The sequence below is a fragment of the Ensifer sp. R1-3 genome (assembly GCF_056739175.1).
In genome coordinates this window covers 1,009,607-1,024,753 of record NZ_CP096516.1, presented here as the reverse complement: position 1 = coordinate 1,024,753, position 15,147 = coordinate 1,009,607, and the positions used below count along the sequence as shown (strand labels likewise).

The 15,147-nt window shown below is 62.0% G+C and carries 10 protein-coding genes; 2 read left to right on the top strand and 8 right to left on the bottom strand.

Annotated elements, in window-relative coordinates; all coding sequences use genetic code 11:
- Positions 1-24: 24 nt before the first annotated feature.
- Together M1D43_RS22020 and M1D43_RS22015 are read left to right on the top strand one after the other, a co-directional pair.
- The gene (locus M1D43_RS22020; RefSeq protein ID WP_010975831.1) at positions 25-1,176 is read left to right on the top strand and encodes a sensor histidine kinase; all 1,152 of its coding nucleotides are present in this window, start codon (positions 25-27) and stop codon (positions 1,174-1,176) included.
- Entirely contained in the window at positions 1,164-1,946 is a 783-nt protein-coding gene (locus M1D43_RS22015; RefSeq protein WP_014527139.1) for a LytR/AlgR family response regulator transcription factor, read from the top strand. Before M1D43_RS22020 ends, M1D43_RS22015 begins: the two co-directional genes overlap by 13 nt.
- An 88-nt stretch (positions 1,947-2,034) precedes the next feature.
- Here M1D43_RS22015 and M1D43_RS22010 read toward each other — a convergent pair whose 3' ends face one another.
- The 8 genes from M1D43_RS22010 to M1D43_RS21975 form a co-directional block, all read right to left on the bottom strand.
- The gene (locus tag M1D43_RS22010) at positions 2,035-2,433 is read right to left on the bottom strand and encodes a hypothetical protein (protein ID WP_010975829.1); all 399 of its coding nucleotides are present in this window, start codon (positions 2,431-2,433) and stop codon (positions 2,035-2,037) included.
- A 125-nt stretch (positions 2,434-2,558) separates the two neighbouring features.
- On the bottom strand, positions 2,559-5,897 hold the full coding sequence (locus tag M1D43_RS22005) for a M10 family metallopeptidase C-terminal domain-containing protein (RefSeq protein WP_015243022.1): 3,339 nt from the start codon (positions 5,895-5,897) through the stop codon (positions 2,559-2,561).
- Positions 5,898-6,081: 184 nt separating this feature from the next.
- Positions 6,082-8,124, bottom strand: a complete 2,043-nt coding sequence (locus M1D43_RS22000) for a putative 2-aminoethylphosphonate ABC transporter permease subunit (protein ID WP_014527141.1) — start codon at positions 8,122-8,124, stop codon at positions 6,082-6,084.
- Positions 8,125-8,129: 5 nt separating this feature from the next.
- Positions 8,130-9,293 (bottom strand): putative 2-aminoethylphosphonate ABC transporter ATP-binding protein, encoded by a 1,164-nt coding sequence (locus M1D43_RS21995; RefSeq protein ID WP_014527142.1) that lies wholly within the window; start codon positions 9,291-9,293, stop codon positions 8,130-8,132.
- An 88-nt stretch (positions 9,294-9,381) separates the two neighbouring features.
- Positions 9,382-10,404, bottom strand: coding sequence for a putative 2-aminoethylphosphonate ABC transporter substrate-binding protein (locus M1D43_RS21990; protein ID WP_010975825.1), 1,023 nt, complete (start codon positions 10,402-10,404; stop codon positions 9,382-9,384).
- 718 nt (positions 10,405-11,122) lie between these two features.
- A complete protein-coding gene (gene phnY, locus M1D43_RS21985) occupies positions 11,123-12,580 on the bottom strand; it encodes a phosphonoacetaldehyde dehydrogenase (RefSeq protein ID WP_027990785.1) in 1,458 nt (485 codons plus the stop codon).
- Complete coding sequence (gene phnA, locus M1D43_RS21980) at positions 12,577-13,851, bottom strand: phosphonoacetate hydrolase (RefSeq protein WP_014530373.1); 1,275 nt, start codon at positions 13,849-13,851, stop codon at positions 12,577-12,579. Before phnA ends, phnY begins: the two co-directional genes overlap by 4 nt.
- 27 nt (positions 13,852-13,878) lie before the next feature.
- Complete coding sequence (locus tag M1D43_RS21975; protein WP_014527145.1) at positions 13,879-15,075, bottom strand: 2-aminoethylphosphonate--pyruvate transaminase; 1,197 nt, start codon at positions 15,073-15,075, stop codon at positions 13,879-13,881.
- Positions 15,076-15,147 lie beyond the last annotated feature (72 nt).

Here is a 15,147-nt window from a genome sequence, read left to right as displayed (position 1 = left end):
CGGCAATTAGGGAATTACAGCTCGATGGTTGTTATTGCCGAGCCCGATCTGCTTCCCGATCTGAGTGGAAGTCACATCGCGGATCCAAGCTACAGGCGGAGCCGGACGAAGCGAAAATTCAACGGGTCGGGTACCGTTCTGGTGGGTGCGCTCGGTTCGTTCTGGCGGGCGCAGACGGCCGGCTGGCTCTTCGGCGCGCTGTTCGCCGTCGTCAGCCGTATTCTCGCATTCGAGGACGTGGCGTTCGCGTTTGCATTGACCGCCGTTCTCGAGCCGCTTGGGTTCGCGCTCACTACGCTTGCTTACCGAATATTCCGTCACCGGATCGGCGGCGTCACGCTGACGGTCGTTGCAGTCGCCCTGGCGCTCTCGATTGCCGGTGGCGTGCTGCAGATGCTGATCGCCAACGCAATGAAGGACGTCCTGCAGCCGAACATCGATCCGGACTATGGCGCCAATGGCTCGGTAATCCCGGCCATCTACTATACCCTTATCTTTCTGGGATGGTCTCTTGCCTATCTCTGGATCAAGGCGGATGCCGACGCCCGAAAGCAACGGATGCGGCGCCACCGGGCTCGTGAGGAGGCGCTGCGGGCCGAGCTTCACCAGCTGCGCCTGCAACTCGATTCACACTTCCTGTTCAACGTGCTGAACACTGTCGCGATGGAGATTCCGGAGGAGCCGGACACCGCGCTTGAGATGATCCATCGGATCACGGCGTATCTGCGCTACTTGCTCGAGAACCAAACGCGTCGCATCTGTCCGCTCTCGGACGAGATCGAAGCGATGATGGCCTACATCCGTATCCAGGAGTTGCGGTTCGAAGGTCGCCTCGATTGCGTGGTCGAGGTGGACCCCGCCGCCCGGCCGGTCGCCGTGCCGCACCTCATTCTACAGCCGCTGGTCGAGAACGCCGTGAAGCACGGACTGCGCTCGCCGGCCAGCCGCTTCGCGGTCGGCATCACCGTAGAGTGTCGGGATGCCGACCTCTTCATCGAGATCAGCAATCCCGGCCGGCTGGAGGCGGGCGAGCGTGACCGTCCGCCGATCGGTCTCGCCAACATTCGCCGCCGGCTGGAACTGCACTATCCACTCGGCCACGCACTCACACTGATCCAGGCCGGCGACAAGGTGATCGCGCGACTGATGCTGAGGGGGGCTGCATGCTTCGCGTGATGGTTGTCGACGACGAGCCGCCGGCCCGGCGCGGGCTGAAGCGACTCATGCAAGCGCACCCGGATGTCGAAGTCGTCGGCGAAGCCGGCTCACTGGATCAGGCGCATCAACTGACGCACGCCTTGCGGCCAGATGCGATCTTCCTCGACATCGACCTTGGCGACGATGACGGCTTCGGCCTCATCAAGCGGCTCGATCAGGTGCCCGCGATCGTCTTCGTGACCGGACATGGCACCTACGCGCCTCAAGCCTTCGATGTCGCAGCGCTCGACTTCCTGCTGAAGCCGGTCGAGCGGCAGCGCCTGGCGCTGACCCTCGAGCGGTTGCGGCGTTATCGGCACGCACTCGAACTCGGCGGCAAGGTCCTCGATGACACGGCAACCGTGCTGCCGGTGGTCATGCCGGGCAGGCGACGCTTGCACATCAGGATGGCGGGCCAAACACTCGTCCTGCCGACCGACGGGATCGCCATGCTGGCCGCCGAAGCGGACTTTACGCGCATCGTGATGGCGGATGCACGGGACCATCTGGTATGCCGGTTGCTCGGCCAGTTCGACGCAGAGCTTCCGACGCCGCCATTCTTCCGCGTCAGCCGCTCTCTGATTATAAATCTGGATCGGGTGGTGCGCGTGAGATCGCAAGACAAGGGGCGCTCGCTCCTGTCGCTCGGCCGGTCCCTTACGCCAATCATGCTCGGTCGGGTCGCCACCACTCGCTTGCGGCGTGCGCTCGATGGATTCCAGCGGGTCGGAACTGTCCCTGACGGGTGATGATCCCGCTCGACTGATCACGTGTGCCAAAGTGCTACAGCGACCTTTGCGCGTCTGATAAGACGCGCGGCGCTGTAGTCTTGGCTCTTCAATACATAACTGGATTGAGCGTGACGTAGACAGGCGAACCCGCCTCGAACCGTGTGCTGCCGCGCGCGACCAGCCAGCCATCCGCGCGCTCCAGGCGCGCAACGATCCGCAGCGTTGGCGAAGCATTCACGCTGGCGGGCGGGGACAAGGAAAATGCTATCGACGTTGACGTGCCGTCGCTTTTGATGCGCGTTTCCGTGGCGCGACGTCGCGCTTCGTCCTGAATGGCAGGATCCTCGAGGTAAATTTCTAGATGACCTTCCGGGACCGCGCCGCCCTCGAATGTGACTGCGCCACGAATATCCGGCGATTGCGCAGCGACTGGCCCGGCGACCGCGGCGACGGCCGCAGCTCCGGCGGTCATCAATACTGTGCGGCGGTTGGTCGGGCGCTTCATCACACACTCTCCCATGGACGCCCCGCGAAACCCCTACGGTAGCGGCACTACCGCTCGGCTTGTAATTCGAAAGGATGCACGACGCAGTGGATGGGGCGCCTGAAAGCGCCCCATCCACTATCAGGTTAGATAATAATGAAGTCGGCCGCCGAAAGCTTCAGATTTGTGCTCAGCTGCGCATATTGAATCGCCGCGATTTCTCCGGCGCCATCGGCGTCATAGGACAAGACGCCGCTATCGGCATCGTAGATGATGCGGTCGTCGGCGTCATGGGCGACGCCCCCCGCACTCCCGTAAAATGCACCCAGGGCGAGAGCGCCTTCGCCACCCACGCTCTCGAAGATGAGGTTGTCCAGCAGGATCGTGTCGTCGATGACATTGAAGTCCTTGATCCAGTCGACATTGCCGTTTCCAAGCGCCGTCGAGAAGCGGAATGTATCCTCTCCCGCGCCGCCGGTGAGCGTGTCGGCCGCCAGACCGCCGTCCAGCAGATCGCTGCCTCCGCCGCCAATGAGCGTGTCGGATCCCGCAACACCCGGCTGGGCCGGCTGAGGGGGGAACTCGACCGATACGTTCAACTCATATGTCGAGCCTGCCGGCACGGCTTCCGCCCAGCCATCGCCCGGCGCCGTCGGTGACCAGCTGCCTTCCAGTATGTAATAGGTGCCGGTCTCCTGAGCTACGAATACCAGGCTGGAATCCCGGTTGCTTGTAGAGCCGGGGTCGCCGCCGCCGTCATCGTTCTGAGCGACGATGTTGCCGGCGCTGTCGAGCAGCCTGACCCAGCTGTCATGGACATTCGGATCGGCAATTCCGTCAATGTCGATCGTAATGACCGTACCGGCCGCCAGATCGATCTTGTAGTACCCGCCCCGGCCGTTTCCGGTGGCGTTGACGGTCGTATGAAGGATCGTTGTCGAATCGAAGATATCGGGGTCGCTGGTCAGGGAAAAGTTGTTGGAAATGTCGAACGCGGCTGCGATGGAGTTGTTCGCCGCGTCCGGTCCAAGCGTGGCGTAGCCGCTTCCCATGCCCGGACGCGGCGGCGCGTCCCCCTGATAGGCAAAATCGCCGAGCAGGGTGTCGTCACCGCGGCCGCCGTCGATCGTGTCGTTTCCGCCTTGGCCGGTCAACACATTGGCTGCGCCGTTGCCGGTCAGCCGGTCGCCGAATCCCGACCCCGCAAGATTCTCGATGGAGACATATGTATCTCCGCCGGACCTGCCTCCAGCGAGACTGAGCCTCACGCCGCTCGTCGCGTCAGCGTAGTCCGCCGTGTCGCTGCCGGCGCCGCCGTTCAATCTGTCGGCGCCGCCGCCGCCGGTCAGCGTATCGTCGCCAGCACCGCCGGAGAGCTCATTGGCCAGGGCATTGCCGATGAGATGGTCATCGAACGATGAACCGGCGGCATTTTCGAAGCCGACGAGAATATCGTGCCGGATGACTGCGCCTCGGCCGACGATTTGCACCGGACCATCACCGTCGCCGCCGCTGGCCGTGCCGTTGGCAAGATCGATCGTCACGCCGTCCGGGCTGCCCGCATAGACGACCGTGTCGATACCGGAACCACCATCCAGATAGTCCTGACCGGCGCCACCGATGACCGTGTCGTTGCCGGCTTCGCCATACAGGATATCGCCATCGTTGCCGCCATCCAGAATGTCATTGCCGCCGCCGCCATTGAAATAATCCCCGCCGCCTTGGCCCCAGAAATGATTTGCGGCGGATGTGCCGATGAAGCGGTCGATGCGGTCATCGGAACCGATCAGGTTTTCGATGCTGTGGAAAGTGTCGCCTGAGGCGGTGCCGCCGCTGGCGACATTCGTGGCAAGGTTGACGAGCAGTTGGAAAGGGCTCTCCTTGCTGAAATCGACAGTATCGACGCCTGCCCCGCCCCTGAATATGTCCACGCCGTCCTGGCCGCTCAGCACATCGTCGCCGGCGCCCCCGTCGAGAATATCGTTGCCCTGGCCGCCAAGAATGGTGTCATTGCCGCCGCCGCCGTAGAGCGTATCGTTGCCATCGTCGCTTTCGGTCTGGTCTTCAAGATCTTCGACATCGATCGTGTTGTTGATATCGCGGCTGGCGAGCGAGTCGCGGCCGCCGATGATCAGGTCGTCTCCTCCCTTGCCGAAAATCGTGTCGTCGCCGGCGCCGCCGTCGAGCGTATCATTTCCGTTGCCGCCGAAGATGATGCTGGTCATCGTGTTGTCCCCGGCGATGGGCGGAGACGCGCCGCCGCCGCCCGGCTGGGTTGTCGACTCGTCGGCGTAGATGATGTTTTCGACGTTGGCGATTTTCCTGATTTTCAGGTTCCTGGACAGGAGGATGACCGTGTCGTTGCCGCCATTGGCCTCCTCACGAACGATGTCCTCCAGCGAATCGACGAAATAAGTATCGTCGCCGCCGTTGCCAGCCATGCGGTCGCCGCCGCTCCGGCCGTCCAGGGTGTTGGCGCCGTCATTGCCGATCAGGATGTCGTCAAACCTGCTGCCGATCCCCGTCTCGATGTAATAGTCCGCCGCATCCGCATTGTGGCCGGCGAAGATCGACACATTATTGCTGTGACCGTTGACACTTGAGAACTGTCCGGCGCGCAAGTCGAGGATCGTACCCGCGGTCGAGCCGGAGAAGTCGATCGTGTCGACCCCGCCGGTGTCATGAATGGCAAAACCGATGTCGTGCTGCATGCCGGACGAGGTCAATTGGTAGCCGTACTGCGTGCTCCCGAAGCCGTAGACATTGTCCCCTGTGTTGAGGTCGATGTGCTGATAGGTACGCACTCCATTCTCGTCGACGGTTGAGAAAAAGCGGCGGATGACGGCCTCTATGTCGGCCATGAGCGGGGTCGAGGCAGACCAGCGGCTGGTTTCCCCGACATCGATCCCATCGAAATAGGACATGACGCTGTATTGCTGGCGATCATAGGTCCAGGTCGCATTGTTCAGGTAGTTGATCTGCACGCCGCCGGGACCGCTGTAATTGTAGAGCCCGGGATGGTTCAGCCCGAATTCATGGCCGAACTCATGGATAAAGGAATCGAAGACATAGCCGCCGATATCCGTCTTATTGGGTTCCGTGTCGTGGAAACGCTGACCGATGCTGACATAACGGTTGCTCGAATAGGCGCTGCCATCGTCCTCCTCGCCGAGCTCGGGGCTGACGACCTCCATCCAGTCCGTCGTGCTGTCGAACGGTGTGTCGTCGACGATCTCGAACTTCAGTGGGGTGACGGATGCCCACATCTGCAAGGCGCCTATCGCGGCGGCCTTGTACTCGGGGTGATCGTTGAGCTCGTAAACGTTGATCCTCAGCGTTCCCGCAGCCATTTCCGGCGTCAGACTGCGGGGCAACGCCCCAAGGTAGTCGAGAAAAGACTCATAGTCCTCGCTCTTGCCGTAAGGGTTATCCGGCGTCTGATCGTTGATCCACCAATTGTCGCTGGTCTGGCTAGGGTTCGGCATCGTAAGCTTCCCTCTCTGACGATTGTGCGCATTTACGGCTGTGCCGTTCTGCAGCTGCCAATTTTCCACCCCGCACGCATGGCGTGCGCCTGCCCGTCAGCCCCACCCGAAATAATGAGATTGGAAACTTCGACTTGTCACCCCCACAAAGGCGGGGGTGACGTCACGTTAGCCGGCTCGGCGGTCAGTGCGGAACGGTAGCCGCTGCACTCTGCGATACACGCCGCCAGCCCTGTGTGCGGGCAAGAAGAAGCCGCGATACAAACGCGTGAAGAAGTTTTGCCGCGACATTGGTGTAGAAGATCATCATGCCCATCGCGGCCGCCGGGGCTATGTCGCCCGCATCGTCCATGTTCAGGATCGCAACCGAGGCGAGCTTGGTGTCCGTGGCATAGAGGAACACGACCGCCGAGACCGTCGTCATGGCGTTGACGAAGAGATAGATCGCGATCTCCAGCACGGCAGGGAGGCAAACCGGCAGTGTGACCCGGAAGAAGAGCTTGTAGAAAGGAATCTTCAGAGAACCCGCCACCGCCTCGAACTCCGGGTCCAGCTGCTTCAGCGCAGTGAGCGCCGTCAGATGGGCGACGGTGTAGAAATGCGTGACCGTGCACAGCACCAGGATCGTCATCGTGCCGTAGATGCCGTGAAGCGGGTTTGCGGCACTGTTGAAGAAGAAGATATAGGCAAGACCCAGCACCATGCCCGGCACGGCCATCGGAAGCATGGCGAGCATATGGAATGTCGCCCGGCCGAGCCCGAAGCCCTTGGTCTTTTCGACCATGTAGGCGCCGGTGAACACGATCAGTGAGCCGATGACAGCCGTCATGAGAGCGAGCCGGATCGAATTGTAATAGGAGTCCCAGCCGCCGCCATCCATGAGATCGAAGGCATAGTTGCGCAGCGACAGGCTGAGATCGTAGGGCCAGAACTTCACGAGCGCCGCGACCTGGCACATGCCGATCATGCCGAGCACGAAGACTGCGACCAGCGTGCAGAAAGCAAAGCATGCCGCATCGAAGCCGCGCCGCGGTTTCGGCTCATAGGGTACGGCGCGCGCAGACAGCAGGGCCACCTGCCGGCGCTGTGTCAGGCGATCCACCGCGAAGGCCAGAAATGCCGGAACGAGCAGAATGACCGAGACGACGGCGCCCATTTCGAAATTTTGCTGGCCGATGACCTGCTTGTAGATGTCGACGGCAAGCATGCCATATTGCCCGCCGATGACCTTGGGCAGGCCGAAATCGGTTATGACCAGGGTGAAGACGACGAAGGCGGCGGAGATCAAACCGTATCGGGCGCCGGGCACGGTCACCGTCCAGAAGGTCCGCCACTTGCTTGCGCGAAGCGACGTCGCCGCCTCGTAGTGACGGGCGTCGGCGACCCAGAGCGCCGTCGATATGATCAGAAAGGCGTGCGGCAGCGTGAAGAATACCGAGCCCACGACGATGCCGAGCGGGCCATAGATCGAATGGCCGAGCAGCAGATCCCTGAAGACGCCCTGGTTGCCGAACAGGTACACGAGCGCGATGCCCGGCAAGAGGGACGGAACGAGGATCGGGATCGTGACGATGAGCTTGAACAGCCCCTTCCCCGGCATCCGGCTCCTGTTCAGGGCATAGGCGAGCCCGAAAGCGACGACGAGCGTGACTGCGGTGCTGATCAGCGCCATCGTCACCGAATTCTTGATCGAACGGACCAGAGAAGGCGTTGAAAAATACTCGGCGAAGTTGGAGAGCCCGATCGAGCGCGAGGGCCGCAGCATCACCCGGCGGAAATTGTTGCTGTCATATTCCTGCCACTCGGTACCGCGCACCAGCTGCGAACCGGCAAGGAAGTGCGTCTCGTCGCTCGTGCCGCGGATGCGATATCTGACGGGGCTGCGGAAGCTGAAATCCGGGAAAAGCTTCGCCGCCTGCAGCCGCCCGTCGGCGCTGGCCTTGAGGTCGCTTTCCGGGAAGGCGGCGACGGCGGCATTGAGCGCCGCGGCGGTAACGGGATCGCTCCACCCCTGCCCGCTTTGGTCGCTCACCTGGAACTCGAACTGGTGGAGATCGAACGTGTAGGTGGAGAACGACTTCGACAGCATCACGAAGAGCGGTAGCGCAAGTGCAACAACCAGATAGATGCCGACGACGAGCATGACTGCGCGTTTGAGCCAGTCATCGCCGGAAATCTGCTGCCGAACGGCTCGGCCGGGCGGAAGGAAATCGACAGCAAGCGTCATTCGCGTCAGGCCTTTGCAAAAAGGAGCAGGCGTTCCTGCGGGATTTCGACCTGGATGGCGCTGCCGATCTCGATGCTCAGGCGGCGAACCGCGTTCGTCGAGAAGTCCGCCACGAGCGCCTTCTCTTTCAGGCGCGGGGCCGAGAGCCGTGTGCGCCAGAACATGCCGAGAAACTCCATATCCTCCACATGCGCGTCGATGAGATTGTCCGCATTGCCTACGGCATCGAGCCCGGTCGCCCGATGGGCGGCGGCGCCGTGCGGGATGATATCGGCCGGCCGGACAGCGGCTACGACCGATGCACCTGATGGCAGCCGGTGCTCGGCACAGGCAAATCGCGTGTGCCCGATCTCGACCTGCGCCCCCTTCCCGACCGTTGCGGGGAACTGATTGGTCTCTCCGATGAAGTCGGCGACGAAGAGTGTCTTCGGGTGGCGATAGATCTCGGTCGGCGTACCTACCTGTTCGATGCCGCCTTGGTTCATGACGACGATGCGGTCGGCCATGGCGAGCGCCTCTTCCTGATCGTGCGTGACCATGATCGTGGTGACGCCGAGCTTGCGCTGCAGCTCCTTGATCTCGTGTCTCAGATGCACGCGCACCTTGGCGTCGAGCGCCGACAGGGGCTCGTCGAGAAGCAGCAGGCCCGGCGAGATCGCCATGGCGCGGGCAAGAGCCACGCGCTGCTGCTGTCCGCCGGATAGCTGGGCCGGGTATTTCCGGCCCTGGCTGCTCAAACCGACGAGCTCCAGAAGCTCAGAAACGCGTGAGGCGATTTCGCGCCGCGGGCGGCCGATATTCTCGAGCCCGAAGGCGATGTTCTTCTCGATGGTAAGATTCGGGAAGAGCGCATAGGACTGAAAGACGATGCCATAGTCCCGCTGCGCCGGCGGCAACCTCGAAATATCCTGTCCGCCTTGGCAAATGGTGCCCCGCGACTGGATGTCGAGGCCGGCGATGGCCCTCAGTAGCGTGGTCTTTCCGCAGCCGGAAGGTCCGAGGAAACAGATGAATTCGCCCTCCTTCACCTGAAGGTCGATGTCGCGCAGCGCGACGAAATCGCCATAGGCCTTCCAGAGGCCGTCGATTTCGAGGAATGGCCGTCCTTCGATCTGACGGGTAGCGGAGGCGGGCATGGCCGGCTCCGCGGGGGCTGTTGCATGTTTCATCCGCAAGCTCCTGGGCAATATGCATTCGATGGACTTGACGGGAACGCTCGTGGCCAAGCGCCGAACGTTCCCGGGAGATGCATGCGGATCAGGACTTGGGCTCGGATTTCGCGTCGTAACGCTTCTGCCATTCCTTCAGAATGCGGGCGCGGTTGTTTGCGGCCCACTCGAAGTCGTTCTTGATCATCTTGTCGGCGACGTCGTCGGGAAGGTTCTCGATCGGCTTTGCGACCCCGGGATAAGCCACGACGGCATAGCCGACATTGTACATCTCGTTGGCTTCCTTGCTGATCGACCAGTCGACCAGCGTTTTCGCCGCCTCGAGATTGGCCGTCCCGGCGATGATCGCCGTGGCCTCGGCTTCCCAACCCGATCCTTCGGAAGGAAAGATGATATCGATGGGCGCACCCGACGTCTTGGCCTTGGCGCCCGGGAATTCGAAGGATACGCCGATGACTGTTTCGCCTGATGCCGCCATCTTGCAAGGCTTGGAGCCCGAATGAGTATAGGCGGCAATGTTCTCGTGCAGAGCGTCCATGAAAGACCAGGCTTCCTCTTCGCCGAACGTCTGAAGCCAGGCGGAGACGTCGAGGAAGCCTGTGCCGGAGGAATTGGGGTTGGGCATCACGACATGGCCCTTGTATTCGGGCTTCGTGAGATCCTTCCAGCTGGTTGGCGGCGTCAGGCCGAGCTTCCCGGCCTCCACGGTATTGTAACAGAGAGCCGCCACATATGCGTCCATGCCCACCCAGCTCGGCGGCTTGTCGCCGTCCACGAATCTCGGGTCGAGCGCCTCTACATTCTTCGGAGAATAAGGTTCGAGCATGCCCTCTGACTTCAGCAGCAGCAGCGATGTCGCAGCCACGCCCCAGACCACGTCGGCCTGCGGATTGTCTTTCTCCGCCAGAAGCTTGGCCGTCATGACGCCGGTGGAGTCGCGGACCCAGTTGATCTTGATGTCGGGGTGGGCCTTTTCGAAGGTCTCCTTGTAACGGTCGAGGTCGACCGCTTCGATGGACGTGTAGACCGTGAGCTCGGTTTCGGCATAGGCGGCGGAAGATGCGAGGATGAGGGCAGTCCCCGCACCCAGGAAGATCTTTGAAAACGGCATGCTAATTCCCCTTTTTGTTGGCATTCGAATTGGCAAGCTCTCGCGGCGGCAACGGCGACTTGCGCGCCCTGAAATCCGCCCTGCCTGGGAAATCTGCGGGGGATAGATCGATAAGTAAAATCTATTTATTTTATATAAGTATTGTTCCAGCTTATATAGCTTCGCGCAGGGTCTCGAGACGAAAGGAGCGGCCATCGGGCCGCTCCCTTCCTCTACTACTGGACTAGGGCATATACACATCTGACCCTCCCGCGGGACCATTGCCTTGGGGCAGACGATAAACGGTTTGACCTTCGCATGCCCAAAACGATGCCACGGGCAGAACGCAGAAGCGGGAGCGAGGGCCCGCCGCAGGTATTCTCCCCCCTTGTGGGGGAGATGGCCGGCAGGCCAGAGGGGGTCTGCTCTCCTGCTCGCCCATCAAGACTACGTGACGCAGTCGTATGACTGCATCTTCGGAGTGCTGCAGGGTATGCTCGCGGCAAATTCGTCTGCGGCGGCATTGCAGAGTTTGGCGTTCAACCCCCTCTGGCCTGCCGGCCATCTCCCCCACAAGGCCCCCACAAGGGGGGAGACGACAAGCGGCTTGACCTTCACCTCTCCCAAGCGATGCCGTCGGCAGACCGCATAACTGGAAGCCGGTTTCTCCCCATGGCAACGGCTCCCGCCAGAGGAGCAGATATGAACATGCCCTAGTACTACTCGGGGGCAAGTTTCCTTACGGCCAAGGGAGCGAAAAAGTCTTGACGTTGGTGAAGCTTTTCATCGCCTCGATCACGCCTTCCTTGTAGCCGTTTCCGGAGTCCTTGATTCCGCCGAAGGGCGACATTTCAATGCGATAGCCGGGCACTTCCCAGATGTTGACCGTTCCGACCTTCAGCCCGGCTATGTATTTCTGCATCCTGCGGTAATCATTGGTGCAGACGCCGGAGGAGAGACCGAAGGCCGTGGAGTTCGACAGGGTGATCGTTGCGTCATCGTCGTCGGGAACCCGCACGATCGGTATGATCGGACCGAAGGTCTCCTCCAGCACGAGGTCCGACTGATGCGGCACCCGATCGACGACGATCGGTGGCAGGAGCGCGCCGCTTCTCCCGGGATGGTAGAGAATGTCGGCCCCCTCCTCCGCCGCACGCATCACCCTCTCTTCGAAAAGTGCCGCCGCCTTTTCGTGAATGACGGTCCCGAGATCGGTAGACCGGTCCATCGGATCCCCGAAACGCAAGCGTTTCGCCCGTTCGAGAACCAACGGCACGAAACGGTCCGCGACGCTCTCCTGGCAAAGAATGCGTTTGACTGCCGTGCAGCGCTGGCCGGAATTTTTCGTGGCCCCGGCGACCGCAAGGTCGGCGGCCCGGGCGAGGTCGTCGTCGGACAGGTCGTTGAGGATGATCAACGGGTCGTTGCCGCCGAGTTCGAGTACCTGGCGTTTGTAGTGCGCATTGGCGGCGATCAGCTTCCCGACAGGAACGCTGCCCGTGAAGGTGACGAGATCGACATGCGGGTTGGTGATCATTTCCATGCCGATATCGGCAGGCCAGCCGGTGACGACCGAAAGCATTTCCGGCGGCAGGCCGGCCTCGTAAAGAATGTCGGCGAGCAGCAGCGCCGTCATCGGCGTGAGCTCGGTCGGCTTCACCACCACGCAGTTGTTGGTCGCAATCGCCGGCGCGACCTTGTGCGCCACCATGTTCAACGGGTGATTGAACGGGGTGATCGCCGAAATTGCGGTCAGGGGTTCGCGCATCGTAAAAATCTTGCGCGCCTTTCCGTGGGGCGTGAGGTCGCAGGAGAAGATCTCGCCGTCGTCGCGGATGCACATCTGGCCGGCAAGCGTAAAGACGTCGAAAGCGCGCCCGACTTCATAGAGCGAGTCCGCCTTCGAGATGCCGAGTTCCAGCGTGATGACGTCGGAAATCTCCTCCTTGCGGGCGGCCAGCGCCTCCGCGGTCGCCAGCAGGATTTTCTGTCGCTCGTAGCGCGTGAGCTTCGGCTGATAGGCGGCCGCGATCGCAAAAGCCTCTCTTGCGTGTTCGGCGCGGCCGGCGGGTACGGTGCCGACGACAGTGTCGTTCCAGGGATAGCGGACTTCTACGCGGTCGTCCGTGTCGACAAGGCGGCCGGCTATTCGCATCGGTTCGTGGCGCACCGCGATTGTGACCTCCGCCTTCGTCATAGCCCGCCCTCCGCACCGGCCTCGGCCGCCGCCGTGACCGCGTAGAAAAACGCATCGAAGTTGCGCAGCCGGGGAGCGTTCGGGAGTTCGGGCAGCACGCGGTTGACGATGAAGGGAACCTCCTGCTCGGTCAGCCCGCCATGGGAGCGCAACGGTTCGTCGAGTGCGGCCAGGTCGTGCCGGTGCTCGCTGGTGCCGAGCGTCTTGTTTTCGGATGAGACGAGGACGATGTCGCCGATGCGGTCTTCCGGCAGCTCGAAGCGCCGGCACGCCTCCTCGCGGCCGAGCACGACGTCGACGCCTTGGATCGCTTTCAGCCTTGCCATGATCTCGCTGCGGTCACATCCGTCCGGAAGATAGGCGGTGGCAAAGGACCCGAGCGCGCCGTGATGCACGACATAGGGGTCGGTGATCGGCAGGATGACGCGGGCCGCATCCTTGCCCAGCCATTCGTCGAGCAGGTCCTGAACATAGATGACGTCGGGTGAGCCGTCCGCCTTGTGCTTCGGCTTCATGCCGTGATCGGCGGTGACCACGATGGCTGCTCCGAGCCCGTCCAGTTCGGCGAGATACCGGTCGAACATTTCGTAGAAGGAATTGGCTTCCGGGACGCCGGGAGCATATTTGTGCTGAACATAGTCGGTCGTCGTCAGATACATGATGTCGGGACGAAACTCCCTGAGCAGCTTGACGCCCGCAGCGAAGACGAATTCCGAAAGCGCTGCCGAATAGACCTCGGGAACCGGCCGGCCGAGCCAGGCGGAAGCATTGTCGATTCCGTGCTCCGCGCGGGTCGCCTTGTCCGATTTTTCGGACGAGAAGCAGACGGCGCGACCTTCGTGGAAACGGAGCCCTTTTCCGAGCAGCGCCCGCAGCTTGTCCTTCGCCGTGACGACCGCGACCCGGGCGCCTGCATCATAGAAAGCCTGGAAAATGGTGGGCGCGCGCAGGAACTTCGGATCATTCATCATCACCTCTTCGCCCGTCGACGGCTCGTAGAGGTAGTTCCCGCAAATTCCGTGCACCGCCGGCGGACTGCCGGTTGCAATCGAGAGATTGTTGGGATTGGTAAAGCTCGGGATGACGCTGTGCGCCAGACGCACGGCGCCCCGTTCCTTGATGCGTTTCAGCGCGGGCATCAGCCCGGCGTCGATCGCTGCATCGAGATAGGCCGGCTCGCATCCGTCGAGGCAGACCGCAATTGCCGGTACGCGGGGCCACGGATAGCGGCGGCCATTCACCGTCACCGAAATCTTGGACATCTGGTTCATCTGTTGTGCTCCTGGAGGGGTGATCGGTCAGGCGGCGAGGCGGGCGCGCTCGGCGAGCGCGAGCGCCGGCGGGGTGGCGGTGTCGACCCTCATCTTCGCGAGGCTCTCGGCGGCGGCGGCGACCACCTTTTGCATCACATGCGAGTCCATCTGGCCGATGCAGCCGATCCGGAAGCTGTCGACGACGGTGAGCTTGCCGGGATAGATGATGAAGCCCCTCGCCTTCATCAGTTCGTAGAAGCGCTCGAACTTGAAGTTCGGATGGGCGGGGCTGAAGAAGGTCACGATAATGGGCGAGAGCCATTCGTCACCAAGCAGTGTCTCGAAGCCGAGCTGGCGCATGCCGGCGACCATGACGTCGCGGTTGTTCGCGTAACGCGCGCCGCGTCCGGCAACGCCGCCTTCCTTGCGATGCAGCCGCAGCGCCTCGAGAAAGGCGGCGACGACATGGGTCGGCGGAGTAAAGCGCCATTGACCCGTCTTGTTCATGTAGGCCCATTGCGCATGGACGTCGAGACTCAACGAGTGGCTGCGGTCCTTCGCAGCCTCCAGTTCCGATTTGCGCGCGATGACGAAGCCGAAACCCGGAACGCCTTCGATGCATTTGTTGGCGGAGGAAACGATCGCCTCATAACGGAAATCGCCGACACCGGCGGGCACCGCGCCGAAGGCGCTCATGCTGTCGACCAGCAGCTTGCGGCCGCGGCTGTAGACTGCCTCGGAAATCTCCTTGAGGGGATTGAGAATGCCCGAACTCGTCTCGCAATGGACGACCACGACATGGGTGATTGCCGGATCTGCATCGAGAGCGGCCGCAACCTCGCTGCCGCGCGGGGGCATATAGTCGCCCTTGTCGATCGAGACGTGAGCACGGCCGAGATATTTGAGCGTCTGGGCGATGCGCTGACCGTAGGCTCCGTTCATCAGCACCAGAACCTTGCCGTCGCGGGGAATGAAGCTGCCGAGCATGGCTTCCACGGAGAAGGAGCCGCTGCCCTGCATGGGGACGCAATCGTATTGGCCGCTCTCGTCTCCGGCAATCGCAAGCAGTTCGCGACGCAACTCGGCCGTCATGCCCCGGAAGTCACCGTCCCATGACCCCCAGTCGCGCAGCATCGCCTCCTTTACGGAAAAGGCGGTGGTCAGCGGTCCAGGCGTCAGCAGGTACGGCTCACCCAATCTCGGCGCTTCGAGAACGTCATTCGTCTTTGCATCTGCGGGCATCTGGTTTCTCTCCTTTGAGAACTGCCGGGACAGGGCGAGGATGGCGATCTCGAATGTATCTGTAAAATCGAT

Coding starts and splice junctions, on each gene's coding strand:
- M1D43_RS21990 (WP_010975825.1), bottom strand. CDS start 10,404: ATGCCGTTTTCAAAGATCTTCCTGGGTGCGGGGACTGCCCTCATCCTC.
- M1D43_RS22000 (WP_014527141.1), bottom strand. CDS start 8,124: ATGACGCTTGCTGTCGATTTCCTTCCGCCCGGCCGAGCCGTTCGGCAG.
- M1D43_RS21995 (WP_014527142.1), bottom strand. CDS start 9,293: ATGAAACATGCAACAGCCCCCGCGGAGCCGGCCATGCCCGCCTCCGCT.
- M1D43_RS22020 (WP_010975831.1), top strand. CDS start 25: ATGGTTGTTATTGCCGAGCCCGATCTGCTTCCCGATCTGAGTGGAAGT.
- M1D43_RS22015 (WP_014527139.1), top strand. CDS start 1,164: ATGCTTCGCGTGATGGTTGTCGACGACGAGCCGCCGGCCCGGCGCGGG.
- M1D43_RS22005 (WP_015243022.1), bottom strand. CDS start 5,897: ATGCCGAACCCTAGCCAGACCAGCGACAATTGGTGGATCAACGATCAG.
- phnY (WP_027990785.1), bottom strand. CDS start 12,580: ATGACGAAGGCGGAGGTCACAATCGCGGTGCGCCACGAACCGATGCGA.
- M1D43_RS21975 (WP_014527145.1), bottom strand. CDS start 15,075: ATGCCCGCAGATGCAAAGACGAATGACGTTCTCGAAGCGCCGAGATTG.
- M1D43_RS22010 (WP_010975829.1), bottom strand. CDS start 2,433: ATGAAGCGCCCGACCAACCGCCGCACAGTATTGATGACCGCCGGAGCT.
- phnA (WP_014530373.1), bottom strand. CDS start 13,851: ATGAACCAGATGTCCAAGATTTCGGTGACGGTGAATGGCCGCCGCTAT.